The organism is Bradyrhizobium sp. TM102 (assembly GCF_009176685.1).
Classification (GTDB): Bacteria; Pseudomonadota; Alphaproteobacteria; order Rhizobiales; family Xanthobacteraceae; genus Bradyrhizobium; species Bradyrhizobium ottawaense.
In genome coordinates, this window is sequence record NZ_AP021855.1 from 2,194,682 (window position 1) to 2,220,395 (window position 25,714).

31 protein-coding genes are annotated in these 25,714 nt (G+C 64.9%); 19 read left to right on the forward strand and 12 right to left on the reverse strand.

What is annotated here, in order from left to right; all coding sequences use genetic code 11:
- Positions 1-58 precede the first annotated feature (58 nt).
- On the forward strand, positions 59-715 hold the full coding sequence (locus tag GDN70_RS10285; RefSeq protein ID WP_038950877.1) for a glutathione S-transferase family protein: 657 nt from the start codon (positions 59-61) through the stop codon (positions 713-715).
- A 280-nt stretch (positions 716-995) separates the two neighbouring features.
- Here the strand turns inward: GDN70_RS10285 and GDN70_RS10290 are convergent, their stop codons facing one another.
- The gene (locus GDN70_RS10290) at positions 996-1,220 is read right to left on the reverse strand and encodes a hypothetical protein (RefSeq protein ID WP_018318578.1); all 225 of its coding nucleotides are present in this window, start codon (positions 1,218-1,220) and stop codon (positions 996-998) included.
- A gap of 183 nt (positions 1,221-1,403) precedes the next feature.
- Between GDN70_RS10290 and GDN70_RS10295 the strand changes: the two genes are divergently transcribed.
- A complete protein-coding gene (locus tag GDN70_RS10295) occupies positions 1,404-1,760 on the forward strand; it encodes a hypothetical protein (protein WP_038973441.1) in 357 nt (118 codons plus the stop codon).
- A 9-nt stretch (positions 1,761-1,769) separates the two neighbouring features.
- Here the strand turns inward: GDN70_RS10295 and GDN70_RS10300 are convergent, their stop codons facing one another.
- Positions 1,770-2,873 (reverse strand): mandelate racemase/muconate lactonizing enzyme family protein, encoded by a 1,104-nt coding sequence (locus GDN70_RS10300; RefSeq protein ID WP_152102474.1) that lies wholly within the window; start codon positions 2,871-2,873, stop codon positions 1,770-1,772.
- A gap of 172 nt (positions 2,874-3,045) precedes the next feature.
- Here GDN70_RS10300 and GDN70_RS10305 point away from each other — a divergent pair, with 172 nt between their 5' ends.
- From GDN70_RS10305 to GDN70_RS10330, 6 genes are all read left to right on the forward strand, one after another.
- Entirely contained in the window at positions 3,046-3,879 is an 834-nt protein-coding gene (locus GDN70_RS10305) for an AraC family transcriptional regulator (protein ID WP_028145618.1), read from the forward strand.
- Positions 3,880-4,017: 138 nt separating this feature from the next.
- A complete protein-coding gene (locus GDN70_RS10310; RefSeq protein ID WP_038973439.1) occupies positions 4,018-4,956 on the forward strand; it encodes an SMP-30/gluconolactonase/LRE family protein in 939 nt (312 codons plus the stop codon).
- A 158-nt stretch (positions 4,957-5,114) separates the two neighbouring features.
- The gene (locus GDN70_RS10315; protein WP_038950869.1) at positions 5,115-5,708 is read left to right on the forward strand and encodes a GNAT family N-acetyltransferase; all 594 of its coding nucleotides are present in this window, start codon (positions 5,115-5,117) and stop codon (positions 5,706-5,708) included.
- 16 nt (positions 5,709-5,724) lie between these two features.
- On the forward strand, positions 5,725-7,371 hold the full coding sequence (locus GDN70_RS10320; RefSeq protein ID WP_038973438.1) for a GMC family oxidoreductase: 1,647 nt from the start codon (positions 5,725-5,727) through the stop codon (positions 7,369-7,371).
- Positions 7,372-7,557: 186 nt separating this feature from the next.
- The gene (locus GDN70_RS10325) at positions 7,558-7,818 is read left to right on the forward strand and encodes a BrnT family toxin (protein WP_038973437.1); all 261 of its coding nucleotides are present in this window, start codon (positions 7,558-7,560) and stop codon (positions 7,816-7,818) included.
- On the forward strand, positions 7,805-8,098 hold the full coding sequence (locus tag GDN70_RS10330) for a BrnA antitoxin family protein (protein ID WP_028145613.1): 294 nt from the start codon (positions 7,805-7,807) through the stop codon (positions 8,096-8,098). The genes GDN70_RS10325 and GDN70_RS10330 overlap by 14 nt, the downstream gene beginning before the upstream one ends.
- A gap of 1,004 nt (positions 8,099-9,102) precedes the next feature.
- On the opposite strand, the gene GDN70_RS10340 is transcribed toward GDN70_RS10330, so the two are convergent.
- Together GDN70_RS10340 and GDN70_RS10345 are read right to left on the reverse strand one after the other, a co-directional pair.
- Positions 9,103-9,945 (reverse strand): MoxR family ATPase, encoded by an 843-nt coding sequence (locus GDN70_RS10340; protein WP_028145612.1) that lies wholly within the window; start codon positions 9,943-9,945, stop codon positions 9,103-9,105.
- A gap of 96 nt (positions 9,946-10,041) precedes the next feature.
- Entirely contained in the window at positions 10,042-10,287 is a 246-nt protein-coding gene (locus GDN70_RS10345; protein ID WP_018318587.1) for a GlsB/YeaQ/YmgE family stress response membrane protein, read from the reverse strand.
- 123 nt (positions 10,288-10,410) lie between these two features.
- Between GDN70_RS10345 and GDN70_RS10350 the strand changes: the two genes are divergently transcribed.
- From GDN70_RS10350 to sseA, 3 genes are all read left to right on the forward strand, one after another.
- Entirely contained in the window at positions 10,411-11,586 is a 1,176-nt protein-coding gene (locus GDN70_RS10350; protein WP_028145611.1) for a VWA domain-containing protein, read from the forward strand.
- A 114-nt stretch (positions 11,587-11,700) separates the two neighbouring features.
- Positions 11,701-12,114 carry a rhodanese-like domain-containing protein gene (locus GDN70_RS10355; RefSeq protein WP_028145610.1) on the forward strand — a complete coding sequence of 138 codons (414 nt, stop codon included), beginning with the start codon at positions 11,701-11,703 and terminating at the stop codon, positions 12,112-12,114.
- A gap of 141 nt (positions 12,115-12,255) precedes the next feature.
- The gene (sseA, locus tag GDN70_RS10360) at positions 12,256-13,116 is read left to right on the forward strand and encodes a 3-mercaptopyruvate sulfurtransferase (RefSeq protein ID WP_038950867.1); all 861 of its coding nucleotides are present in this window, start codon (positions 12,256-12,258) and stop codon (positions 13,114-13,116) included.
- A gap of 105 nt (positions 13,117-13,221) precedes the next feature.
- Here sseA and GDN70_RS10365 read toward each other — a convergent pair whose 3' ends face one another.
- The gene (locus tag GDN70_RS10365) at positions 13,222-14,022 is read right to left on the reverse strand and encodes a hypothetical protein (protein WP_173015780.1); all 801 of its coding nucleotides are present in this window, start codon (positions 14,020-14,022) and stop codon (positions 13,222-13,224) included.
- Positions 14,023-14,391: 369 nt separating this feature from the next.
- Between GDN70_RS10365 and GDN70_RS10370 the strand changes: the two genes are divergently transcribed.
- Positions 14,392-15,597 carry a L,D-transpeptidase gene (locus GDN70_RS10370; RefSeq protein WP_028145607.1) on the forward strand — a complete coding sequence of 402 codons (1,206 nt, stop codon included), beginning with the start codon at positions 14,392-14,394 and terminating at the stop codon, positions 15,595-15,597.
- Positions 15,598-15,654: 57 nt separating this feature from the next.
- On the opposite strand, the gene GDN70_RS10375 is transcribed toward GDN70_RS10370, so the two are convergent.
- A complete protein-coding gene (locus GDN70_RS10375) occupies positions 15,655-16,617 on the reverse strand; it encodes a D-2-hydroxyacid dehydrogenase family protein (RefSeq protein ID WP_038971294.1) in 963 nt (320 codons plus the stop codon).
- Between the two features lie 143 nt (positions 16,618-16,760).
- Positions 16,761-16,976 (reverse strand): hypothetical protein, encoded by a 216-nt coding sequence (locus tag GDN70_RS10380; protein ID WP_028145605.1) that lies wholly within the window; start codon positions 16,974-16,976, stop codon positions 16,761-16,763.
- A gap of 234 nt (positions 16,977-17,210) precedes the next feature.
- Between GDN70_RS10380 and ettA the strand changes: the two genes are divergently transcribed.
- Positions 17,211-18,860, forward strand: a complete 1,650-nt coding sequence (ettA, locus tag GDN70_RS10385) for an energy-dependent translational throttle protein EttA (protein WP_028145604.1) — start codon at positions 17,211-17,213, stop codon at positions 18,858-18,860.
- A 7-nt stretch (positions 18,861-18,867) separates the two neighbouring features.
- Positions 18,868-20,094, forward strand: coding sequence for a lytic murein transglycosylase (locus GDN70_RS10390; protein ID WP_152102476.1), 1,227 nt, complete (start codon positions 18,868-18,870; stop codon positions 20,092-20,094).
- Positions 20,095-20,174: 80 nt separating this feature from the next.
- Here GDN70_RS10390 and GDN70_RS10395 read toward each other — a convergent pair whose 3' ends face one another.
- A complete protein-coding gene (locus GDN70_RS10395; protein ID WP_028145602.1) occupies positions 20,175-20,459 on the reverse strand; it encodes a hypothetical protein in 285 nt (94 codons plus the stop codon).
- A 238-nt stretch (positions 20,460-20,697) separates the two neighbouring features.
- Positions 20,698-21,021 carry a hypothetical protein gene (locus GDN70_RS10400; RefSeq protein WP_028145601.1) on the reverse strand — a complete coding sequence of 108 codons (324 nt, stop codon included), beginning with the start codon at positions 21,019-21,021 and terminating at the stop codon, positions 20,698-20,700.
- Between the two features lie 136 nt (positions 21,022-21,157).
- Between GDN70_RS10400 and GDN70_RS10405 the strand changes: the two genes are divergently transcribed.
- From GDN70_RS10405 to bfr, 3 genes are all read left to right on the forward strand, one after another.
- Complete coding sequence (locus tag GDN70_RS10405) at positions 21,158-21,466, forward strand: hypothetical protein (protein WP_152102477.1); 309 nt, start codon at positions 21,158-21,160, stop codon at positions 21,464-21,466.
- A gap of 161 nt (positions 21,467-21,627) precedes the next feature.
- Positions 21,628-21,900, forward strand: coding sequence for a bacterioferritin-associated ferredoxin (locus tag GDN70_RS10410; protein ID WP_018318601.1), 273 nt, complete (start codon positions 21,628-21,630; stop codon positions 21,898-21,900).
- 132 nt (positions 21,901-22,032) lie between these two features.
- Positions 22,033-22,521 (forward strand): bacterioferritin, encoded by a 489-nt coding sequence (bfr, locus tag GDN70_RS10415; protein WP_011089420.1) that lies wholly within the window; start codon positions 22,033-22,035, stop codon positions 22,519-22,521.
- A 196-nt stretch (positions 22,522-22,717) separates the two neighbouring features.
- Here the strand turns inward: bfr and GDN70_RS10420 are convergent, their stop codons facing one another.
- The 3 genes from GDN70_RS10420 to GDN70_RS10430 all read right to left on the reverse strand — a co-directional run bounded on the left by GDN70_RS10420 (position 22,718) and on the right by GDN70_RS10430 (position 24,976).
- Positions 22,718-23,320, reverse strand: coding sequence for a pyridoxamine 5'-phosphate oxidase family protein (locus GDN70_RS10420; RefSeq protein ID WP_028145599.1), 603 nt, complete (start codon positions 23,318-23,320; stop codon positions 22,718-22,720).
- 77 nt (positions 23,321-23,397) lie between these two features.
- The gene (locus GDN70_RS10425) at positions 23,398-23,751 is read right to left on the reverse strand and encodes a hypothetical protein (RefSeq protein WP_028145598.1); all 354 of its coding nucleotides are present in this window, start codon (positions 23,749-23,751) and stop codon (positions 23,398-23,400) included.
- Positions 23,752-23,899: 148 nt separating this feature from the next.
- Complete coding sequence (locus GDN70_RS10430; protein WP_097668417.1) at positions 23,900-24,976, reverse strand: alpha/beta fold hydrolase; 1,077 nt, start codon at positions 24,974-24,976, stop codon at positions 23,900-23,902.
- Between the two features lie 129 nt (positions 24,977-25,105).
- On the opposite strand from GDN70_RS10430, the gene GDN70_RS10435 reads away from it, so the two are divergent.
- A complete protein-coding gene (locus tag GDN70_RS10435) occupies positions 25,106-25,372 on the forward strand; it encodes a DUF2277 domain-containing protein (RefSeq protein ID WP_028145596.1) in 267 nt (88 codons plus the stop codon).
- A 97-nt stretch (positions 25,373-25,469) separates the two neighbouring features.
- On the forward strand, positions 25,470-25,691 hold the full coding sequence (locus GDN70_RS10440) for a hypothetical protein (RefSeq protein ID WP_038971291.1): 222 nt from the start codon (positions 25,470-25,472) through the stop codon (positions 25,689-25,691).
- Positions 25,692-25,714 lie beyond the last annotated feature (23 nt).

The following is a 25,714-nucleotide window of genomic DNA, read 5'->3' on the forward strand; positions in this document are numbered from 1 at the left end:
GGGAAGGACGGGGCGCGCACGCCCGGCAGTGCGCTCCCAGGCGTGAGGGAAGGGCCATATGGCGAAGGCGACACTGACCATCAGCAGCAAGAACTACTCGTCCTGGTCGCTGCGCGGCTGGCTGCTGACGAAATTCTCCGGGCTCGATTTCGAGGAAATCGTCACCGCGCCGGACGATCCGTCGGCGCGCGCCGAAATCCTCTTGCTGTCGTCGTCGATCCTGGTGCCGTGTCTGCGGCACGACGGTGCCGTGGTCTGGGATACGCTCGCGATCGCCGAATACCTCAACGAGGCGATGCCGTCAGCCGGCCTGCTGCCTGATGACCGCGTGCAGCGCGCCCATTGCCGCTCGATCTGCGGCGAAATCCATTCCGGCTTCACCACCTTGCGCGCCTCGCTGCCCGTCAATCTGAAAGGACATTTTCCCGGCTTCAAGATCTGGTCGCGCGCCCAGGCCGACATCGACCGGGTCTGGTCGATCTGGCGCGACTGCCTGGAGAAATCCGGCGGCCCGTTCCTGTTCGGCGAGCGGCGCACCATGGCGGATGCGATGTACGCGCCTGTGGTGACGCGCTTCGTCACCTATGACGTCAAGCTCGAGCCGCAGCTGAAGGCCTACGCCGACACCATCATGGCGATGGATGAGATGAAGGAATGGATCGCGGCGGCGAGCGAGGAGCCGGCCGAGATCGAGGAGCTCGAGGTCGAATATTAGGCAGTCCTTGCCTGACCCTGCCTGTTTCGGGGGCGGGTGCCGGCCAGGGTGGTCTTGCGCGCTATGCCCTTGTCGCGATTAACCTTTGGCGCCCGTGCCCGGCCCGGGCCATCCGCCGCGCTGCGCAGATATTGTACGCGCCGGTAGAGCCGCATCGACATCTAGCCGTGAACAGCTGCGTACGCGGCCGTTCGGCCGATTCGGACGTGATTCGTTCGGGCCGCGTTCCGAAGGTTAAGGCGGAGCGCGGCCGCGTTGCATTTTGGAACAGATATGGGCGTCAGGCGGCCCCGCGCTGCCTCACGCGCGGCAGGCGCCAGCCGATGACGGTCGCTTCCACCGCGATGCCGGCCTCGTGGTTCTGCCAGCGTCCCTCGACATAGCGGCAGGCGAACGGCAGCTGGTACGTTCCGCTGTGGTCCTCGCACAGCACTTCGAGCGCAAGCCCCGGCGGTGGTTCTCCGGCGCCGTCGAATTCCGCCAGTCGTCTATCGCGCGTTGCCATTCCAAAAATCTCCCCTAAACAAAGCCGCGGAACAGCGCCCACTTCTTCCGCGTGCCGATCATCGTTCCCCGTCCAAGGGAACGATGCAAGCTCAACGCGAGAATGCGGTACGAGTGTGGTAGCCCTGAGTGGCTGTGCGCAAAAAGCGCACATTGCCGTGATCGATTGGACGAGGAACCTCTCATGCTGCTTCGAAACGCCGGCATTTGTTTCGCAATATTGCTGCTCGCAACGCTGGCGAATGCGCAGGTGCACGCGCAGGACGTGCCCGGCATCGAGATCTGCACGGTCGAGAAGACCATGGAGCGGCGCACCAGCTGCCTGCAGAGCAATGTCGACTTCCTGCAGAAGACGATCACCAAGCTCACGCTCGACCACCAGCAGAAGCTGGATGCAGCAAACCGCCAGATCGACGCGTTGAAGACGAACCTCGCGGGCCTGCAGAAGACGCTTCTCGATCTCCAGGCCGCCCAGGTGAAGACGGCCGAGGATCTGAAGAAGAAGCAGGACGCGCCGCCGGCGAAGGATGCTGCGAAATAAGCCTGCCGATCACGCCACGCGATAGCGCTCCATCACGTCCCGATCGGGATCATAACCGAGCCCGACGCCCGAGGGCACCGCGACATGGCCGGTGGCATCGCTGTCCGCGCGGTCGCCCCAGAGGCAGGCCTCGCGCTTGAGATAGAACATCTCGACCAGCCCGTCGTCGCGTGTCGCGAGGAGATGCAGCGTCGCGAGCAGGCCCGGACCGAAATACGGGGAGTGCGGAACGATCTTGACGCCGAGCTGATCGGCGAGCGCCGCGACCTTCAGAAATTCCGTGATGCCGCCGACCTTGGTCACCGACGGCTGGGCGTGGCTCACCGCGCCCGCCTCCATCATCTGGCGGAATTGATATTCCGTGCAGGCATTCTCGCCGGCGGCGATCCCGAGCCCGCCTTTGCTTCGGACCTCGGCGAGCGCGGCGAAGTTTTCGGGCGGCCACACCGGCTCCTCCAGAAACATCGGCCGCGCGTCCCGACATGAGGTTGCGAACGCGATCGCCTGCTCGGCCGTGAGCGGGCAGTTCATGTCGACCATCAGCGGAATGGCCGGCCCGATCGCCTCCCGCGCGGCGAACACCGCAGGCGCCGTGGTCTCGTGCAGCTTGATTGCGCCATAGCCGAGCGCGAGCGCCTTCCTGCATTCGGCCGCGATGTTGTCGGGCGAGCCGATCCGCAGCAGGCTCGCATAGGCGGGAATGGCCGTGCGCCTGGTCTCGCCGAGCAGGCGATGCAGGGGCACGCCCTCGACCTTGGCAGCAAGGTCCCAGAGCGCGATGTCGAGCCCCGAGATCGCGAACATGGTGATGCCGTAGCGGCCGAACAGATGCAGATTGCGCTGGATCTGCTCCATCGCGGCGGGGATGCCGGCGGCATCGGGCACCTTCAGCCCGCGGGCCTGCGGCGCGATCATCTCCTCGACGGCGCTGCGCGTGGTGCGCGGGCAGACATAGGCGAAGGCGTCACCCCAGCCGGTCAGCCCGGCGTCGGTGGTGACCTCGACCAGCACCATGTCGAGCGCGGTGATCGCGGATGCGCCCTGGCGGAAGCTCGCAACGCCGGCGTCATAGGGGATGCGGATATGGTGTGCCCGCACATCGGTGATTTCCATGACGCGGGTTCCTCTTTCTCGTGAGCGGTTTCCAAACAGTCTAGCCGCGAACGCCAAGGCGTTGCCAGTGGCCATTCCCGGACTATCCTCCCGCGAGGACAGCAATGCCGATCAAGCGAAGCCGGCGCTGACGGCGCATCATCGTCACGCTTCGAACGAGGGTTGAGCCGCCATGAACCCTGCCCAGCGCGCGCTCTGGTATATCGAGAGCCATCTGGCCGAGCCGATGACGCTCGACGAGATCGCTGCGATCTCGGGCGTGTCGCGGTTCCACATCGTGCGCGCGTTTGCCGCAGCCACCGGACTTCCGGTGATGCGCTATTTGCGCGCGCGGCGGCTGACCGAGGCGGCGCGTCTTCTCGCGAACGGCGCGCCTGATATCCTCAGCGTCGCGCTGGAGGCCGACTACGGCTCGCACGAAGCTTTCACCCGCGCGTTCCGCGACCAATTCGGCACCACGCCCGAAGCGGTCAGGGCGGCAATGTGCGCCAATGACCTCAAGCTTCAGGAGCCGATCCTCATGGACTCCACCATGCTCGACCATCTCGCCCCGCCGCGCTTCGAGACCGCGCGGGCGTTGCTCGTCGCCGGTCCCGGCGAGCGCATTTCTTGCGACAACGGCGCCGTCATCCCCGGCCTGTGGCACCGCTTTCATCAGGAGGTCGCCGATATTCCCTCGAGGGTCGGACAGGTCGCCTACGGCGTCTGCTGCAACGGCGACGATTCCGGCAATTTCGACTACATCGCAGGCGTCGAGGTCGCCGAGTTCTCGGACCTGCCGCGACGCTTCGCCCGCATCCGCATCCCCGAGCAGCGCTATGCCGTGTTCACGCATACCGAGCACGTCGCCTCGATCCGCCGCACCGTCAACACGATCTGGAATCGATGGCTGCCCGCCTCAGGTTTGACGGCCGCGGACGCGCCGAGTTTCGAGCGCTACGACGAGGCGTTCGATCCCGCAACCGGCAATGGCGGCTTCGAGATCTGGCTGCCGGTGAAGCCGTAGGCTTCCGCAACGCTGGCATACCATCCCGCTTGCTTGGCAAGCCGGGGTGTCTTTGTCATAACCGCAGGCAAATCTTGCGTGTGGGGCCCGTGCCGGACATCCCGTGCAAGTCATAACAATCAGCCGGGAGGGGCCCCAATGTCCACAGCCACGTCCAACGTCCGCGTTCTCGCCACCGACCTCGAATTTCCCGAAGGGCCGGTCGTGATGCCTGATGGTTCGGTGGTGCTGGTGGAGATCCGCGGCCAGCGCCTGACGCGCGTTTATCCCGACGGCCGCAAGGAGATCGTCGCGAAAATTCCGGGCGGGCCGAACGGCGCCGCCCTCGGCCCCGACGGCAAGATCTACATCTGCAACAATGGCGGCTTCTCCTGGATCCCGACCCGCAACATGATCATGCCGGGCCCGCAGCCCGACGATTACCTCGGCGGCTCGATCCAGCGCGTCGATCTGCAATCCGGCAAGGTCGAGACCGTCGTCACCAGATGCGGCGCGCACGATCTGCGCGGGCCGAACGATCTGGTGTTCGACAAGCAGGGCGGCCTTTGGTTCTCCGATCTCGGCAAGCGCCGCGCCCGCGAGATGGACGTCGGCGGCATGTACTACCTCAAGCCTGGGATGACCGAGCTGGTCGAGGTCGTGCACGGCATATTGCCGGCGAACGGCATCGGGCTGTCGCCGGATGAGAATACCGTCTACATCGCGGAGACGCCGACCGGCCGGCTCTGGGCCTACGAGCTCTCCGCGCCCGGCACGCTGAAGCCGCGCGACGTGATCTATCGCGGCGAGCGGGGTAAGCCGATCTGCGGCCTCGGCGGCTACCAGATGTTCGACTCGCTCGCGGTGGAGGCGAACGGCAATGTCTGCGTCGCCACCCTCGTTTCCGGCTGCATCTCGGTGATCGCGCCCGACGGCACGCTGGTCGAGCAGGTCCCGACCGGCGACCGCGTCACCACCAACATCGCCTTCGGCGGCCCCGCGCTGAAGACCGCCTACATCACGCTATCGGGCAAGGGCGAGCTCGTCGCCATGGACTGGCCGCGTGGCGGTTTGCCGTTGAACTTTTTGAACAAGTGAATGTATCTGGACGAGCCGTGCCAATACATCCGTCGTCATTCCGGGATGCGTGCGCCGGCACGCAGGCCCGGAATCCATAACCCCGAGCGGTGGTTATGGATTCCGGGCTCGCCGCTTCGCGTCGCCCCGGAATGACAGCAGTCAATATGGAGTGAGAAATGCCCTGGCCCGATCCCATCACCCTGCGTGGACAGCACGCCCGTCTCGAGCCGCTGTCGCAGCAGCATCTCGACGGGCTGGTGACGGCCGTGAAGGATGGCGAGCTGTCAAAGCTCTGGTACACCGCGATCCCGCTGCCGGACAACATGGCCAAGGAGATCGACCGGCGCCTGGGGCTGCAGGCTGCGGGCTCGATGCTGCCGTTCACCGTGTTCGACGCCGGCGGCAACATCGTCGGCATGACCACTTACATGAACATCGATGCCGCCAACCGCCGCGTCGAGATCGGCTCGACCTGGTACGGCAAGAGCGCGCAGCGCGGCCCGCTCAACACGCAGTGCAAGCTCTTGCTGCTGCGCCACGCCTTCGAGACGCTGAACTGCATCGCGGTCGAATTCCGCACCCACTTCTTCAACCACCAGAGCCGCCGCGCCATCGAGCGCCTCGGCGCCAAACAGGACGGCATTTTGCGCAGCCACCAGGTCGCGCCGAACGGCAGCTTGCGCGACACTGTGGTCTACAGCATCACCGCCGCCGAATGGCCGACGGTGCAGACGCATCTGGAATTTCAACTCAACGACAAGCCGCGCTAGGAGCGGCCGAGGCACCATGGACAGATTTGATTATGTGATCGTCGGCGCGGGCTCTGCGGGTTGCGTGCTCACCAGCCGGCTGAGCGAAGACCCCAACGTCAGCGTCTGCGTGCTGGAAGCCGGCCCGTCCGACTGGCATCCCTACATCCATCTGCCGGCGGGCTTCATCAAGACCTTCCACATGAAGAGCATCAACTGGGCCTATCAGCAGGAGCCGGGGCCCTGGACCGGCGGGCGCAGCATCTATGCGCCGCGTGGCAAGACGCTCGGCGGCTCCTCCTCGATCAACGGCCACATCTACAACCGCGGCCAGCGCATGGATTTTGACACCTGGGCGCAGATGGGCAATCGCGGCTGGGGCTATGCCGACGTGCTGCCTTACTTCAAGCGGCTGGAGAAGCGGGTCGGCGAGGGCGACAGCACCTTCCGCGGCCGCGACGGCAAGCTCACGGTCACGACCATGGAGTGGCGCGACCCGCTCTGCGAGGCCTTCATGGAAGGCGCGGTCTCGCTCGGCATCCCGCGCAACCCCGACTATAACGGCGCCAAGCAAGAGGGCGTCTCGTACTGCCAGCGCACCATCGACAAGGGCCTGCGCGTCTCCGGCTCGACCGCCTTCCTCAAGCCCGCGATGAAGCGGCCCAACGTGCATGTGCATACGCACGCGCATGCCACCGAGATCATCTTCGAGGGCAAGCGCGCCGTCGGCGTGCGCTACACCAAGGGCGGCCGGGGCGGCACGCCGGTGGAGGTGCGCGCCAACAAGGAAGTCATCCTGTCCGGCGGCACCTATAACTCGCCGCAGCTCTTGCAGCTCTCCGGCGTCGGCTCGCCGGACCTGCTGGCCGCGCACGGCATCGCAGTGCGTCACGCGCTGCCGGTCGGTGAAGGCCTGCAGGACCACTACGCCCCCCGCACGGTGGCGCGCGTCAAGGACATCAAGACCATCAACGAGCTCCGCCGCGGTGTCTCGCTGTGGATCGAGGCGTTGAAATGGGCGACCGCGCGCCGCGGCCTGCTCTCGCTGTCGCCGACCATGGTTTATTGCTTCTGGCACTCCGGCGAGAGTGCCGACTCATCCGACCTCCAGCTCACCTTCACGCCGGCGTCCTACAAGGAAGGCGTGCAGGGCCAGCTCGAAGACGAGCCCGGCATGACGGTCGCCTCCTGGCAGCAGCGCCCGGAGAGCCGCGGCTATGTCCGCATCCGCTCCAATGATCCGTTCGCGCCGCCGATCATCCAGACCAATTATCTGGACGCCGAGCTCGATCGCCGCGTCATCGTCGGCGGCATGAAGCTCGCGCGGCGCCTGCTCAAGAGTGCGCCGCTCTCGCCCTATTACGCCTACGAGGATTTCCCCGGTCCCAACATCAACACCGACGACGAGTTTTTGGCGGCCGCCACCGAGCGCGGTACCACCACCTTCCACCCCGGCTGCACCTGCCGCATGGGCCCGGCGGATTCCACCTGGGCGGTCGTCGACGACCAGCTCCGCGTCCACGGCCTCGAAGGCCTCCGCGTCATCGACGCCTCCGTGATGCCGCGCATGATCTCGGCCAACTTGAATGCGTCGACGATGATGATCGCGGATCGTGCCTCGGACCTGATCCGCGGCAAGGCGCCGATGGAAGCGGCGCGCGTGCCCGATGCGGCGGTGGCGTGAAAGGCACGGTGGCGTAGGGTGGGTTAGCTAGCGGGCTGCGCGAAGCGCAGTTCGCTGGCGTAACCCACCACTTCTGCCGATGCGGAAACGGAAGAGGTGGGTTACGCTGACGCTAACCCACCCTACGAGCTATTTTGTAGCTACAAGATATTGACGGATAGCTAAATCGTAGCTACGTTAAAGGTAATGAAGATCGTCTGGGACGAACCGAAGCGGCTCGCCAACTTCGACGAGCACGGGCTGGACTTTGCCGATCTCAACGAAGCGTTCTTCGACACCGCGCTGGTCATTCCCTCGCACAACAAGAGCAAGCGCTGGATCGCGGTCGGCGTGAGCATCCGTGGCGTCATTGTTGTCGTATTCGCCCGGCTCGGCCGCGAGGGCGTCAGCATCATCAGCATGCGACCGGCAAGCCGCAGCGAAAGGAAACTCTATGCCGAACGCTAGGAAGAAGTCAGGCTACACAAAGAGAGACCTGCGCGCAGTCAGCGATAATCCGGAGCTGACAAAGGCGGACTTTGCCAAGGCGCGACCGTTTGCCGAGGTCTTCCCAGATCTCGGCGCATCCATCCGGAAGGGCCGCGGCCCGAACAAGGCGCCGACGAAGAAGCTCGTCTCGTTGCGCCTCAGCCCGGAGGTGGTCGAGCATTTCAAGTCGACCGGGCCGGGCTGGCAATCGCGGATCGACGAGACCTTGCGCAAGGCGGTCAAGCGCAAGGCGCCGTGATGGCCGAGATGGGCGATGCGGAGGGATGTTGCCCCGCGATCTTCGGGGGAAGCCTGAACGATCCATCTTTCGTGTCCCGTCGGGCAAAGCACCCCGCAACCCGTCAACCCCTCCGCGCAAAAATATTCCACTTTACCGAAATTCGGAATTGCGGCATACATCGAAGCAGCCCGGCCCGACGAAGAGGGGCGGTTCGCGAGTCGTTCGAAACGCGGGCCGGGTTGCGGTGGACGCGGCAGCGTCGTGCGCGAGAGGCGTGGGCAGGGCGGGTAGTCCCTGTGAGCCCGAGGCTTCGTGCGGACGAGCGGCGCTGAAGTCCGGCGAAGCCTCTTGGCGAAGCCGGATGAGCTGCGTACGGCAAAACCGTGTGGTCCTGGCCGTCGTTGCTACGGTCAAGCCTGTCGCGGAGATGTGCGCGAGCCCAACCGGGCAGACGGCATCATCCAATTCGCGGGGCGAGGGAGGCCAGAGGGAAAGTTCGGCTCCCGGGAGATCACGGCATAAGCCGTCCGACCATCGCGCAGGGAAGGCCGTGTGTTCGGCCGCACCTGTATGCCGCTGTGCAGTCCTTTTGCGCTATCTGCGCACAGCGGACCGCGGGTGCCAAGCCGGCACCCGGCCTTCCCTGCGCCCTCTTTCCTTGGGGGCGACGGAGAGAGCAAAGCTCGGGCGAGATGCGTCGCGAGGCTGCGAAGGTGTGTCTGCGATTCAAAATGCGAGTCGGAAGGGCAACTGCTGCCTCATACTCCGTCATTGCGAGCGCAGCGAAGCAATCCACACTGTCACCGCGGAGGGATTCCGGATTGCTTCGCTGCGCTCGCAATGACGGTGTGGAGAAAGCGGCGCACCGAACTCTACTCTCGTGCCCCGGACGCAGCGCAGCGTCTCTTGACGGTGCGCTGCAGAGCCGGGGCCCATGTCGCCGCATTGTACCGTGTCGCCTACCGGGTCCCGGCTCTGCGCAGCAGCGTTGCACGCTGCAGCGCGTCCGGGACACGGGAAGGTCACACTTCCCGTCTGCTCAAAAATGCCAGCCGCTCGAACAGATGCACGTCCTGCTCGTTCTTCAGCAGAGCGCCGTGCAGCGGCGGGATCAGTTTTCGCGGGTCGCGCTCGCGCAGCTGCTCGACGCTCATGTCCTCGTTGAGCAGCAGCTTGAGCCAGTCCAGAAGCTCCGACGTGGACGGCTTCTTCTTCAGGCCGGGCACCTCGCGCACCTCGAAGAAGATGCGCAGCGCTTCCTCGACCAGGCGCTTCTTGATGCCGGGGAAGTGGACGTCGACGATGCGGCCCATCGTGTCGGCGTCGGGGAACTTGATGTAGTGGAAGAAGCAGCGGCGCAGGAACGCGTCCGGCAGCTCCTTCTCGTTGTTGGAGGTGATCATCATGATCGGGCGCTGCTTGGCCTTGATCGTCTCGCCGGTCTCGTAGACATGGAATTCCATGCGGTCGAGCTCGAGCAGGAGGTCGTTCGGGAATTCGATGTCGGCCTTGTCGATCTCGTCGATCAAGAGCACCGGCCGCTGCTCGGCGGTGAAGGCGTCCCACAGCTTGCCGCGCTTGATGTAGTTCTTGATGTCAGACACCCTGCTATCACCGAGCTGGCTGTCGCGCAGGCGCGACACCGCGTCGTATTCGTAGAGGCCCTGCTGCGCCTTGGTGGTGGACTTGATGTGCCAGGTCAGCAGCGGCGCGTTCAGAGCCTTCGCGACTTCCTCCGCCAGCACCGTCTTGCCGGTGCCGGGCTCACCCTTGATGAGGAGCGGGCGCTCGAGCACGATCGAGGCATTGACGGCGACCTTGAGATCGTCGGTCGCAACATAGTCCTTGGTGCCGGTAAATTTCATCGCGTGTCCTTGGGTCATCGTCGGGCGAGAGGCGTCGGCCCCGTCGCGACAAGCGAACGGCCGCTCGCGGCGGCTGTTCCTGGTTCGGTCAGGCTTTCAGACCCGTTTTATCAGCGAAAGGATGACGAGCACAATCACCGCGCCGATCGTGGCGTCCACGATGGCGCCGACCGTGCCCGTTGCCAGCTGGATGTGCAGCTGGGGCAACACCCAGCTTGCGACCAGCGCACCGATGATGCCGACGACGATGTTGCCGATCAGTCCAAATCCCGCCCCGTGGACAATCTTGCCCGCAAGCCAGCCCGCGATCGCACCGATGATGAGTGCTGCGACAATTCCCATTGCAAACGTCCCCAAAACAACCCCGTGAGGGCCCCAATTCTAGAGCAAAAAGCTTCGCGGTCCAGCACCCCGCGGCGGTCTCCGCCCCTTGACGTCAGCCACCCGACGGGCAATCTGTCACCCATGTTCCTGCAATTCTTCACTTCTCTGCGCGATGCGCAGGTCCCCGTGACGCTGCGCGAATACCTCACGCTGATGGAGGCGCTCGACGCTGACCTGTCGGATTATTCGGTGGAGAATTTCTACTACCTGTCGCGCACCTCGCTGGTGAAGGACGAGCGCAACCTCGACAAGTTCGACCGCGTCTTCGGCACGGTGTTCAAGGGGCTAGAAAACCTGCTCGACGCCATGGAGAAGGCGGAGATCCCCGAGGAGTGGCTGAAGAAGCTCGCCGAAAAATACCTGACTGACGAAGAGAAGAAGCAGATCGAGGCCATGGGCTGGGACAAGCTCATGGAGACCCTGAAGAAGCGCCTCGAAGAGCAGAAGGGGCGGCACCAGGGGGGCTCGAAGTGGATCGGCACCGCCGGCACCTCGCCGTTCGGCGCCCACGGTTACAATCCCGAGGGCGTGCGCATCGGCCAGGAGAAGAACCGCAACAACCGCGCCGTGAAGGTGTGGGACAAGCGCGAGTTCAAGGACCTCGACGGCAATGTCGAGCTCGGCATCCGCAACATCAAGGTGGCGCTGCGCCGCCTGCGCAAATTCGCGCGCACCGGCGCACCCGACGAGCTCGATCTCGACACCACCATCCGCGAGACCGCCAATCACGGCTATCTCGACGTCCACATGCGCCCCGAGCGGCGCAATGCGGTGAAGCTTTTGGTGTTCTTCGACATCGGCGGCTCCATGGACGCGCATATCGAGCAGGTCGAGGAGCTGTTCTCGGCGGCGAAGAGCGAGTTCAAGCACATGGAGTATTTCTACTTCCACAACTGCCTCTATGAGGGCGTGTGGAAGCAGAACAAGCGCCGCTTCACCGACCGCACGCCGACCTGGGACGTGCTGCACAAATACCCGCACGACTACAAGATCGTGTTCGTCGGCGATGCGTCGATGAGCCCGTACGAGATCATGGTGCCCGGCGGCTCGGTCGAGCATGTCAACGAGGAGCCGGGCTCGGTCTGGCTCGACCGCATCATCCGCACCTATCCGCATGCGGTGTGGCTCAATCCGGTCGCTCAGAAGCATTGGGACTATTCGGAATCGACCACAATCATCAAACGCATTTTTGCGAACCGCATGTACCCGATCACGATCGAGGGGCTTGAGGGTGCGATGAAGGAATTGACGCACTAGCTTCTCGTCATTCCGGGGCGAGCCCGGAATCCATCGGGCCGCAGTGCGTGTAGAGGAATGGATTCCGGGCTCGCGCTGCGCGCGCCCCGGAATGACAACAAGAGGGAGAACCACATGCCCCAAAACATCACCCGCGGCATCAAGGCGCTGATCGACGAGGCCAATGCCGAGATCGAGACGCTCAACGCCAAGGACGCCATCGAGATCTCCAAGAATGGCGACGTCGTCATCGTCGACATCCGCGACCCTCGCGAGATCGAGCGCGACGGTCGCATCCCCGGCGCGTTCGCCTGCACGCGCGGCATGCTGGAATTCTGGATCGACCCGCAGAGCCCCTACGCCAAGCCGGTCTTCCAGGAGGACAAGAAGTTCGTCTTCCACTGCGCCGGGGGCCTGCGCTCCGCACTCGCGGCCAAGACCGCGCAGGACATGGGCCTGAAGCCCGTCGCCCACATCGCCGGCGGCTACGCCGCCTGGCGCGATGCCGGTGGGCCGACGGAAGCGTGGGAGCCGAAGAAGAAGGGGTGAATTGGATACCGCGCGTACCACACACTCCGTCATGGCCGGGCCTGTCCCGGCCATCCACGTTCTTGCTCGCGCGCCGAAAGACGTGGATGCCCGGGACAAGCCCGGGCATGACGACCGACAAAGTTGCCAGAGAGTACATCAATGACTGACACCCCCACCGACCCCCTCGTCTCCACCGAATGGCTCGCCGCGCACATCAACGACGCCAACGTCAAAGTGCTCGACGCCAGCTTCAAGCTGCCGGGCGTGCTGCCGTTGCCCAAGGACGATTATCTCGCCGCGCACCTGCCCGGCGCCGTGTTCTTCGACGTCGATGCGGTGTCGGATCATTCCAACCCGCTGCCGCACATGTATCCGAGCGCCGAGCAGTTCGGCCGTGACATCGGCAATCTCGGCATCTCCAACGCCGACACCGTCGTGCTCTACGATGCCGGCGGCTGGGTCGCCGCGCCCCGCGCCTGGTGGATGTTCCTGGCCTTCGGCCATGACAACGTGCGCATCCTCAATGGCGGCCTGAAGAAGTGGCGGGCCGAGGGGCGAGCGGTCGAGAGCGGCGAGGTGAAGCCGAAGCCAGCGACGTTCAAGGCGAGCTACGATTCAAATCGCGTGCGCAGCATGCAGCAGCTGATCGCCAATGTGGAAAGCCGTGCCGAGCAGGTGATCGACGCGCGCGCCGCCGACCGCTTCGAGGGCCGCGCCCCCGAGCCGCGCGCAGGCATTCGCTCCGGCCACATCCCCGGCGCCCGCAACGTGCCCTACAATCAGCTGTTCGATGCCGCGACCGGCACGATGAAGCCGCTCGATGAACTGCGCGCCGCCTTCACGAGCGCCGGTGTCAAGCTCGATGCGCCGATCGTGACGAGCTGCGGCTCGGGCGTCTCAGCCGGGGTGCTGACGCTCGCGCTCTATCGCCTTGGGATCACCGACACCGCGCTCTATGACGGCTCCTGGTCGGAATGGGGCCAGGAGGGCGGCCCGGCCATCGCGACCGGGCCGGCGTGAGCGTCACGATGACGGTGCGCGCCCTCGCGCTCTCCACGCCTTGAGCGCGCGCCTCGAAGGATGGCCACAAGCGAAATCGCTCCCGCAAGCGGGGCGCGGTGAAGATCACCGCGTGCGCGTTGTCGTCGTCGCAAACGTCTGCGGCTGGCCGAACGGATCGAGCTGCTGCTGCAACTGCTGAGGCGGCGGACGACGCACCACGCGATGCCGCTTCTTGGCCTTCGCCTTGCGCTTGGTCGCCTTGTCGTCGGCCTTGGTATCTGCCTTGCTCTCGGTCTTGGCCTTCGCCGGCGCATCCTTCACGGCCGTCGTCGCCGGCTCGTTCAAAGCGGCCAGCTTGGCCGAGGCGGCATCGAGTGCGGAGGAGGCCACGGCCGCGCTGGGATCGACCGGCGCTGGCTCGCTGGCGGTCGCGGCAGGCTCGGCCGCGGGGATCGACGCCGTGGTGTCGGCCGGGGTGAGCGTGTCGGCGGGCGCCGGCGCTGCGGCCTCCGTCGTCGTCTCGGCCTTCGTTGTCTCGGCCTTCGTTGTCTCGGCCTTGGCCGGTTCTGCGACCGGGACGTCAGCCGGAGGTGCCGCGACCTGGGACTGGGCCTCGGTCTCGGTCGTCAGCACGGCGACCTGGTCGGGCTCGCTTTCGGGCAGTCCAATGGTCGGCACCTTGTCGCGCAGCGACGGCTCGGGCTCGGCGGTCGGCTCCGGCTCCGCGCGGAGGACCGCGAGCACCGGCTGGGCCGGCTCGGGAGCCTGCGCGAACACCTGCTCCTGCGGGCCGTTCCGCCAGGAGGGGTTGCTGACATACTGCTCGTGGCTCGCCCGCAGCAGTGCGGCGGCGCCCAGGCCGAACACCAGGATGGAGACTGACAGCAGGATCGCGGCAAACAGGAAGCGAAAGCCGGGAAGCATCGAGCGATTGCGAATTTCCGCCCCGGCGGCGAAGAGGCCAGGGCCCAAGAGCCATCTGAACGCGGTGACGGTACTGTTTGCCGCGTTCGCCACGCGGGGATCGGGAGCTCAAATGGGCGGCGAATCAGGCTGATTCGAACATACCGCAACGATTCCGACCCGTTCCGCAAAAAACGGGGCCGAAGACTCCGGCAATTGACGCCATGAGCTGATTTCCGCCCCGTGATGCAACGGGGCAACGGTAGTCTTGCGGATCACAAATCGGCAGGTCCCGCGCAAATAAGCCTGATATGTCTTGAATGTGCCGCTATCTTCGGCCATCTGGCCGTTAACGGTCCGATCGGGCTTGGGGACTATACAAGAGCGATGATGATCAAACATTTTCTGACGATATGCGCTGCCGCAACAGTCGCTGCGGCGGGAACCTCGCTCGCGCAGGCTCAGAGCTATCCGGTTCAGCAGGCGCCGAGCTACGGCGCCCCGGCCGAATATCGGCCCGGCGACCGCACGCCGAATTTCGACGCGCTGGAAGATGACGACGACGCGATGCCGCAGGCATCGTTGCCGCCGCCCGGCCCAGCCGACGATCCGCGCTATGGCCGTCCGGTCGGTGCTCCCCCGGTCTACTCGGCCGCGCCGCCGCAGGGTCCGGTGATGTCGCCGGATGATCCGCGTTATGGCCGCCCGACTGGGGCGCCGGTCTATTCGGCCGCACCGTCGCAGGGCCCCGTGATGTCGCCCGACGATCCCCGCTACGGCCGCCCCGCGGGTCCGCCGCCAGTGATCTATGCCAATCGTCCGGGCCAGCAGGGGCAGGCTCCCGCCGGTGACGGCATGCGTCCGCCGGAGGCCGTTGGTGGTCCCGCCGCGACCGGAACGGTCCAGGCCGGGCAGCCGCCGGTCGGCGCTGACGGAAGGCCGATGACGATGGCCGCGCTGCCGCCTGAGGAGCAGCCCGATGCTGCGCCGGTGCAGCTGCCGCAGAACCTGCGCCGCCAGGAGGTCTCGTTCCAGACCAAGGAGCCCGCGGGCACCCTCGTGGTCGATACCCCCAACACCTACCTCTATTACGTGCTCGGTGGCGGCCGAGCGATCCGCTACGGCGTCCGCGTCGGCCGCGACGGCTTCACCTGGACCGGCGTGCAGAAGATCACCCGCAAGGCCGAGTGGCCGGATTGGCATCCGCCGACCGAGATGATCGAGCGCCAGCCCTATCTGCCGCGTTTCATGGCCGGCGGCCCCGGCAATCCGCTCGGCGCCCGCGCGATGTATCTCGGCTCGACCGTCTACCGCATCCACGGCACCAACCAGCCCTCGACCATCGGCAAGTTCGTCTCGTCCGGCTGCATCGGCATGCTGAACGAGGACGTCTCCGACCTGTTCGATCGCGTCAAGGTCGGCACCCGCGTGGTGGTGATGCCGGGTGGTCCGCCGCCGGGAACCGCGACGGCGTCCGCCGCGCCGGCGCCCGGTCCTGCCGCAGGTCCGGCTCCGATGGCCGCGCAGGCCGGTCCGGTCCCGGGCACGCAGCCGACCGTGGTGCCGCCGCTACCCGCGCCGGTCACCGTGCGCTAAGCGCGCCGCGAATATTCAAATTACAAAAGGGCGTGCCATCGGCACGCCCTTCATCATTCAGGCCAGCTTGCGCGGCAGCTCGCTGCCTTTGGTGAAAGCGTCGATCGCCTCGACCATCTGGCCGTAATGGATGCGCAGGCCGTCCTCGGTGGCGTAGCCCAGATGCGGCGTCAGCACGAGGTTGTCGAGCTTGCGGAAGGGATGGTCGACCGGCAGCGGCTCGACCGAGAAGACGTCGATGCCGGCGCCCGCGATCTTGCGCTGCTGCAACGCCTCGAGCAGCGCCGCCTCATCGACAATTGGCCCGCGCGCGGTGTTGACGAGGAAGGCCGTCGGCTTCATCCGCGCGAGATCGTCGCGGCTCACCAGCCCGCGCGAGCGCTCGCTCAGCACCACATGGATGGTGACGATATCGGCCTTGGCGAACAGCTCCTCCTTGGTGGCGTAGCCGACGCCGGCCGCCGCGCATTTCTCCGGCGTCAGGTTCGGGCTCCAGGCAATCACGTTCATGCCGAACGCCTTGGCGATCCCGGCCATCCTGCTGCCGAGCTTGCCGAGCCCGACAATGCCGAGCGTCATGCCCTCGATCTCGACGCCGGCAAAGGTCTGCCAGGGCTCGCCAGCATGCATGCGCGCGTTCTCGCGGCCGATGCCGCGGGTCAGCTCCAGGATCAGGCCCATGGTCAGCGGTGCGGTGGGATCGCGCGAATATTGCGTGCCTGCGACGGTGACGCCGCGCGCCTTCGCGGCTTCCATGTCGATCGCGGCGTTGCGCATGCCCGACGTGAGCAGCAGCTTCAGCTTCGGCAGGCTCTCGAACAGGCTCTTCGGGAAGGCCGTGCGCTCGCGCATCGCGCAGATGATCTCGAAATCGGCCAGCGCGCTGGCCGCAGCCCGCTCGGAGGCGAAGGGATGGCTGAACACGGTGACGTCGAGGCGGTCGGACAGTTTCTGCCAGTCGGCGACGTCGAGCGCGAGATTGAAATAGTCGTCGAGAATTGCACAGCGCAGCCGGCTCATCAGCGTTCATCCAGGGCCAGAGTTGATGGCGAGAGGTGAGGGCGCTGGGCGCGCGCCATCGTCGGAACCGGGCCATGGTTGCGCGCAATCAGGACGGCGCGCAAGCCGCTTGCGTCTTCAAAAGTCCGATAGGAAGGAGGCGCTCAGAGATCCCGGGGCTTCAGGCGGAACGGCGCATCCATGCCGTGCTTGGCGCGCCATGCCGGACCGGGGCCACGCATGTAGTGCAGTTCGGGCCGGTAGGGATTGAAGGCGGTGGCGAAGAAGCGCTTCCAGAATCCCTTGATCTCCGAGACGAAGCCGGAGACGTGGCCGGCTTCTGCCGGAACAGGAAGAGAATGGGTCTCGATCAGAGCCATGATGCGGCCTCGCTGTGCTCCCGTTCGTTCTGAGCGGGTGGCGCTGTTTCCGCGCGAAACCGAGCTTTCGGCCTGATTTATTAAAAGATGGTTTCAATTGTCCGGATCGGTGACCGGATGGTGTCCGTCCCGTATTCATCCGTGGTGAACGGACGGAAAACATTGCCCTTTGGGGGCGGGATCGCTACATCGCAGGCTAAGCAAATTTCCTCAAATCGAAGGTTTTCGGGACCGATGGCACGCCAGTTCATCTATTTCATGCAGGGCCTGACCAAGAGCTACCCGACCCGGAAGGTGCTCGATAACATCCATCTGTCGTTCTACCCGGACGCCAAGATCGGCGTGCTCGGCGTCAACGGCTCGGGCAAGTCGACGCTGCTCAAGATCATGGCTGGCCTCGACAAGGAGTATAACGGCGAGGCCTGGGTCGCGCAGGGCGCCCGTGTCGGCTATCTCGAGCAGGAGCCGCACCTCGATCCGGCACTCAGCGTGCGCGAGAACGTCATGCTGGGCGTCGCCAAGCAGAAGGCCATCCTCGATCGCTACAACGAGCTGGCGATGAACTACTCCGAGGAAACCGCCGACGAGATGACCAAGCTACAGGACGAGATCGAGGCCCAGGGCCTCTGGGATCTCGACAGCAAGGTCGACCAGGCCATGGACGCGCTGCGCTGCCCGCCCGACGATGCGGATGTCACGAAGCTCTCCGGCGGTGAGCGCCGCCGCGTCGCGCTGTGCAAGCTGCTGCTCGACCAGCCCGAGCTGCTGCTGCTGGACGAGCCGACCAACCATCTCGATGCCGAGTCGGTGTCCTGGCTCGAAGGCCATCTGCGCAACTATCCCGGCGCGATCCTGATCGTGACCCATGATCGCTACTTCCTCGATAACGTCACGAGCTGGATTCTCGAGCTCGATCGCGGCAAGGGCATTCCCTACGAGGGCAATTACTCGTCCTGGCTGGTGCAGAAGCAGAAGCGGCTGGAGCAGGAGGGACGCGAGGACGCAGCGCATCAGAAGACGCTCGCGCGCGAGCAGGAATGGGTCGCCTCGTCACCGAAGGCACGCCAAGCCAAGTCCAAGGCGCGCTATCAGCGCTACGAGGATCTGCTCAAGCAGGCGAGCGAGAAGCAGACCCAGACCGCGCAGATCATCATTCCCGTCGCCGAGCGGCTTGGCGCCAACGTCGTCGACTTCGAAGGTCTCAGCAAAGGCTTCGGCGACCGCCTGCTGATCGACGATCTCACCTTCAAGCTGCCGCCCGGCGGCATCGTCGGTGTGATCGGCCCCAACGGCGCCGGCAAGACCACGCTGTTCAAGATGATCACCAAGCAGGAACAGCCGGACAACGGCACCATCACGGTCGGCGAGACCGTGCATCTCGGTTATGTCGACCAGTCGCGCGACGCGCTCGACGGCAGCAAGAACGTGTGGGAGGAGATCTCCGGCGGCAACGAGCTGATCCTGCTCGGCAAGAAGGAAGTCAACTCGCGCGGCTATTGCTCGGCGTTCAACTTCAAGGGTGCCGACCAGCAGAAGAAGGTCGGCGCGCTGTCCGGCGGTGAACGCAATCGCGTGCATCTCGCCAAGATGCTGAAGTCCGGCGCCAACGTGCTGCTGCTGGACGAGCCGACCAACGACCTCGACGTCGACACGCTGCGCGCGCTCGAAGAGGCGCTGGAGGACTTTGCCGGCTGCGCCGTCATCATCAGCCATGACCGCTGGTTCCTCGACCGTATCGCGACCCACATCCTGGCCTTCGAAGGCGACAGCCATGTCGAATGGTTCGAAGGCAACTTCCAGGATTACGAGAAGGACAAGATGCGCCGGCTCGGCCAGGACAGCATCATTCCGCACCGCGTGAAGTACAAGAAGCTGACGCGGTGATTTCGGCATGATGCGGCGGGCGCTCATCGCTGCGGTGATCGTGGTCACCTGCGGCTGGACGCCCGCGCGCGCCGCCGATGCCGCCTTCACCCAGTTCATCGCCTCGCTGTGGCCGGAGGCGCAGGCAGAAGGCGTCTCGCGCAAGACGTTCGACGAGCAGACGCGTGGGCTCGAGCCCGACTACAAGCTGCCCGATCTGATCCTGCCCGGACGGCCCGCGCTAGGTGCGCCGTCGCAGGCCGAGTTCGTGCAGGTGCCGGCCGACTACGTCAAGGAAGCCTCGATCGCGCGGCTTGCCGGCGAGGGGCAGCGGCTGCTGCAGAAATATCGCGCCTCGCTGAGCGAGATCGAGAAGAAGTCCGGCGTGCCGGCAACCGTGATGCTCGCGATCTGGGGCCGCGAGACCGATTACGGCCGCTACACGCTGCCTTACGATCTCGTCCGTGTGCTGGCGACGCAGGCCTATGTCGGGCGACGCAAGGATCAATACCGCACCGAGTTCATCCTTGCGCTGAAGATCCTCGGCGAAGGCGTGGTGACGCGCAAGGACATGCGCTCGTCCTGGGCCGGCGCCACCGGGCTGACGCAGTTCCTGCCGTCCGAATATTACAAGCACGGCGTCGATTTCGACGGCGACGGCCGCATCGACATCTGGCATTCGGTGCCGGATGCGCTGGCCTCGGCCGCGCAGCAACTCGTCAACAAGGGCTGGCAGAGCGGCGTGCGCTGGGCCTACGAGGTGCAGGCGCCGGCCAAGGTCGATTGCACCACCGGTGTGCCCGAGGTGACGAAGCCGCTCGGCCAGTGGTTGCGCGAAGGCCTTGTGCCGGTGCGCGGGCAGAAGCTGAGCGCCACCGAACAGGCGCAGCCGGCCTCGCTGCTCCAGCCGGAAGGCATCTATGGTCCCTCGTTCCTGACGACGAAGAACTACTTCGTCATCAAGGAATACAATTTCTCCGACCTCTATGTGCTGTTCGTCGGTCATCTGGCCGACCGCATGACGAGCCCGCTTCCGTTCGCAACGCCATGGGCGGCCTCGAAGCAATTGCGCACCAGGGATGTCGAGACCATGCAGCGTGGGCTTACGCGCGTCGGGCTCTACAAGGACAAGATCGACGGCAAGGCCGGCATGCAGACGCGCGCCGCGCTCGGTGCCTATCAGAAGTCGGCGGGCCTCAAGGTCGATTGCTGGCCCAGCGAAGAGGTGCTGCGCTCGATCCAGGCGGCGCGATAGCGCGCGACCAAAGAAAAAGCCCGGCCGATGGTCTCGGCCGGGCTTCGATCGCGGCGCTCACGAGCGCCGGTGCGATCAGATCAGTAGCAGACGCGAACCGGACGAACGACCCAGCCGTAACCGTCCCAATAACGCTGACGCTGCCAGTAGCAGGGCGGGGGCGGCGGGCCGGGCTCGGCGACGTAAACGGGGCCGCCATAGGCCGGACGGCTCGACGCGATGGCGCCGCCGACGATGGCGCCGCCGATCAGGCCGGCCGCGATGCCGGCGCCAACGCCGTCATGGGCCTTGGCGGACGGAGTGGCGGTCACCAGCGAACCGGCGACCGTCGCAACCGTGAGGGCGGCAACTAAAGTCTTCTTCATGCTCTTGGCTCTCCTGGGAGATGGGTTCCTCTTGTTAGAGGCGCCCGGGTTTCAAAGGTTCACGCACACGCTGATGGAATTGGCCGTGCAGCTAGGAAGCGCGCAATTGGTCAACCCACGGTAAACGCACACGGAGCTGTGACGAGAAAAAGCGGTCTTTTTCAGGCCCGGAGATGAACGGCGAATCCGTAGTGAACCGGTCAGCCGATGTGGTCGCGATGGACCGGTTCGAGTCGCCTCAGCCGCAGACTCTGACGCGGCGGACGCGCCAGGCATAGCCGTCCCAGAAGCGCTGCTTCTGCCAGACGCAGCCGCCGCCGTAATAGTCGTCAGAGACATAGCCCGGGCCCGGCGCATAGTAGCGGGGCGGGTAATAGCCGGGTTCGTAATAGCCGGGTCCGGGTCCGTAATAATACGGAGAGGCCAGCGCGCCGCCGACAATGGCGCCGCCGATGATGCCGGCCGCTACGCCCGCCGCGACGCCGCGCTGTGCATGGGCCGGGGTTCCGGCCGCAACGGCCAGGGAGGCGACGGCGGCGACCGTCAGGAGCAACTTCTTCATCGGCTTGACCTTTCGTACGAACACGCGGGAACCCTTTGGGAGCAGAGTTCCATACTTCGTTTGAATGATCAATGAACGGCACCTTGGTGGCGGGCGACCAATTGATGTGAACCGCAGGCTCGGCCAGGAGGCGACGATGGGCAACGCGATGATCAATGCATTGATTGCTGCCGGGGTCGTGTCCGCGATCGGTTACGGCTGGCTCACCCATCTCCAGAACCGCGGCCAGCGGCGCTCCCGCGCCGGGGCGGGTGGCGATGGCAGCAGCAGCGGCGACACCTATTCGGGCAGCAATAACGGCTTCTCGCTGGGAAGCTGGTTTTCCAGCGACAGTTCGGGCAGCTCGGCCGACAGCGGCAGCTGTTCCAGCAGCGACAGCGGCAGCAGTGGTGGCGATTGCGGAGGCGGCGGCGGCGATGGTGGGGGAGGCGGAGGCGGCGATTAGATCCGCTCCAATCTTGATCCAGCGCAACGCTGAAATTTAGGGCCGTTCTAGGCTGCTTTTGGGCCAGTTTGGAATAGCTTCAAATACCGCTTTTTCCTTTTGCATCCGGCGGGCCCGTTAAATATCGATGATGACGCATCACCGAAGGGCCTGCCGCTTCCATGATCGTTTGTTCCTGTAACGTGCTGAGCGATGACGACATCCGTGCCGCCGTCGCCGAGTCCGACGACGCCGTGCGCCATGCCAAGCAGGTCTATGGATGCCTCGGCTGCAGCGCCGAATGCGGTCGCTGCGCCCGGACGATCAAGACCATCATCGACGAAGCCCTTGGCCCCTGCGCCCAGTCCTGCTGTGCCGGCTGTCCGCACAACCACACTGTGGCTGCCAATGACGAAGCGGCTGAGCCCGCCCAGTTCGCCCTCGCGGCCTGCTGAAAGCCTTCGCAGCTCGGTTGAGCATTTCCCCGGCCGCGCCGCCGTAGCCAGTTGCCCTCATTCGTAAACTGACTTAGAAGCGTTCTAAATTCGGTTTTGGGCCGATTTGGACTGCAAGAGCTGGAGTGAACCATGCAGGGCGACGCAAAAGTCATCGACTATCTCAACAAGGCACTGCGTCACGAACTGACTGCGATCAACCAGTACTGGCTGCACTACCGCTTCCTCGACAATTGGGGCCTCCTCGACATGGCCAAGGTCTGGCGCAAGGAGTCCATCGAGGAGATGGAGCACGCCGACAAGCTCACCGCGCGCATCCTGTTCTTCGACGGCTTTCCGAACATGCAGGTGCTCGATCCCTTGCGCATCGGCCAGAACGTCAAGGAGATCATCGAGTGCGACCTCGCTGCCGAGATGAGCGCGCGTGCGCTCTACCAGGAAGCGGCGACCTACTGCCACGGCGTCAAGGACTACGTCACGCGTGACTTGTTCGAGAAGCTGATGAGCGACGAGGAGCACCACATCGACTTCCTCGAAACCCAGCTCGACCTGATCGGCCGCATCGGCCTCGAGCTCTACACCCAGAAGCACGTCGGTGGGCTCGAGGGTGAGGGGCACTAAGCTTCGGCTCTGGCGCATACTCGGTGTCGTCCCGGCGAAAGCCGGGACCCATACCGCGTGATCTATCTGGATGCGCCGGTATGAGTACCGTGGGACGAGTTCTTCACTGCGAGTCTTCGCAAAACCACTCCCTGTGGCTATGGATCCCGGATCTGCGCTGCGCTTGTCCGGGACGACACCGTGATTGTCGCCCCACCTACAACTGCGTCTTGTAGATCTCTTCCACGGTCTCCTGGCTCGCCGGTTCGCCGAGGCCGGTCTGGTCGTGGATGACCGTGACGATGCTGGGCATCACCGAGCGCTGCACTTTCTCCGGCGACCACAGCTTCGAGCGCATCAGCGCCTTGCCGCAATGGAAATAGACTTCGCTGACGGCGACGTTCAGCACCGCCCGCGGTGGCTTGCCGAATTCCACCATGGAAGCGAGCAGATCCGGATCGGCCGACAGCGTGCCGCGTCCGCCGACGCGTAGCGTCTCGTCGATGCCGGGCACGAAGAACAACAGATGCACGAAGCCCGAGCCTTCGACGACGTTGCGGAAACTGTCGATCCGGTTGTTGCCGGAGCGGTCAGGCATCAATAGCTGGTTCGGACCGGCGACGTGGACGAAGCCGGTGCCGCCGCCGCGTGGCGAGGCATCGACGCTGCCGTCCGCGCCCGACGTCGCGAGCACGCAGAACGGCGACATCTCGATGAACTTCCTCGCATGCGCGTCGATCGCGGGACGCGCTTTCGCGATCACGCGCGGGCTCGGCTTGGCGTAGATGGTGGTGAGGTCTTCGGCGCAAAGATCGGTCAATGGCGTGCCTCCGCTTCAGCTTGGCGGCAAGCTACCCAATCGGGCCGCCTCCAGCCAATGGAATCGATCAAGACGTTTTACACGGCATCGGCCGGCACGAAGCAGCTGATGATGATGGCGCCGCGGTGGCGAACGTACCACACCACGGCCTGGCCGACCGGATTGCCCCGGTCGCGGATGATGGCGCGCTCGGGCACCTCCATCCATTGCCCTTCGATCGGCACCCAATAAGCGCCGCTGCGCACATCGTAGTCGGTGCGATGGCCGTCCGAGACATCGCAGCAGGGCACGCCGTTCGGCGCGATCACGCTCTTGAACCAGGCGCGGATATCGGGCGGGATGTGGTCATATTGCCCGTTGTCGAATGCGAGTGCGGCGCTGGTCAGCGCCGTCATCGCGACCAGCCAAACGCACAGTGCGAGCCTGTGCATGCGATCCCTCCTCGTCGCGTTCCGCTATTCGCGCGCGAGTCTTGCTCGCGTCGATTCCATCGGTGACGCGATTAAGCCCGAGCTGTCAGCGCATTGCATGCCCAAATAATATGCGGCTCCGAAGTGCCGCACATGATGCGCTGCAAAATCAGCGACGCGCCGATTCGATCGTTTGTTGCGGCGTGCTCTCCAGCAAGTGCCGCACCTGCTCGCTGTAGAATTTCGCATTGCCGGTGGTGCCGTGGCCGCGCGTCTCGGCGCTCGCCGGGATCAGATAGAGGCGGCCGTTTTTGACCCGCTTCATGGCCGCGTCCGTGATGCCGGTCTCGGGCGGGTTGCGCTCGTCGTCGGCGGAATTGATCAGCAGCAGCGATGCTTCGATGGCTTCCAGCTTCTCGCCGGCATTATAGTCGTGCGAGGACTCCCACTGGTAGACGAAGTCGTTGGCATCCGCCGTGATCGGCGTCGCCAACCGGTCGTTGACGATCTTGTCGGCCTTGGCCGCGGTCGGCGCCTGCGATTGGTAGGCCAGGGTGCCGCCGATGCTGGCGATGCCGTAGGCGGTGATGGCATATCTCATCATGCGCGGCTGGCTGGTGTAATTGCCGCCATTGTAGTCCGGGTCGTTGCGGATGGTGTCGAGCATGATCCGCCGCAGCATCCAGTTGCGCGACGCCATCTCGGTCGGCTGCGAGGCCATCGGGATCAGCGCGTCCATCGCGTTCGGATATTTCTCGCCCCACAGCCAGGTGTGCATGCCGCCCATCGAATTGCCGATGACGAGCCGCAGATGCTTGACGCCGAGTCCTTCCGTCACCAGGCGATGCTGCGCCTCGACCATGTCGTCATAATCGTATTTCGGGAAGCTCGTCTTCATGCCGTCCGAGGGTTTTGACGATTTGCCATGACCGATGCCGTCGGGAAGGATGATGTAATATTTGGAGGCGTCGAGCGGTTGCCCCGCGCCGAACAGCTCCCCGGCGAAGGCGGGTGACAGCATGCTTGTGCCCGAGCCGCCCGTGCCGTGCAGCACGAGCACCGGTTGGCCTGAGGGCTCGCCGATTGTGGTGTAGTGCAGCTTCAGCTCCGGCATGGTCTCACCGGTGTGGAACTTGAAGTCCCTGGCGATCCAGTCGCCCTGCTTGGGTGCCGGATAATCGGCGGCCAGGACCGGCATTGAAAAGGACAGCAGGACAGCCGACAGCGCGGCGCAGGAAGCCTTCATGTTTCTCTCCCCATTGCGGCTCATGGTCGGCGGCCGCGTTGGAGCGGAACTTAGCAGAAGTGCGCGGAAGGATGTAGGATTTCGGCTCCGCCGATCGTCTTCAAGGAAACATCCGGAAGAGGCCCCTGCATGTGCCGCAACATCAAGACGCTGTTCAACTTCGAGCCGCCGGCGACGGAGGATGAGATCCACGCCAGTGCGCTCCAGTTCGTGCGAAAACTGTCCGGCTTCAACAAGCCGTCGCAGGCCAACGAGGCGGCGTTCGACCGTGCAGTGGCCGAGGTCTCGCAGGCTGCGCGAAATCTCCTGACCTCGCTGCACACCCATGCGCCGGCGCGGGACCGCGAGGTCGAGGCGGAAAGGGCGAAGGAGCGCTCGCGGCTGCGCTTCGGTTAGAGGGCTGCAACTTCGCATTCCGTGATCTGGCTCACGGTATGGGGCGCCTCGTCCTGCAATGATGTCCGCCGGGATTTTGACAGCCCGGAGCAGGATCATGAGCCGCCCCCTTCTTCCGCTGAAAGCAGGTGCCATCGTCTTCACGCTGCTGTGGACTGCGTGGATGATGTGGTGGAGCGGCTCGTTCTCGAGCGCCAGCGTGATCATCCTGGCCCTGTGCGGCGCGGCGGTGGGTTATCTCTGGTATCGCGCCATGCGCTGGCAGTTCGAGCGCATGGGCATGCTGCCGCGCAAGGATGACGCTTCCGGCGCGTCTTGATTTGGCTCGTGTCCCGGACGCGG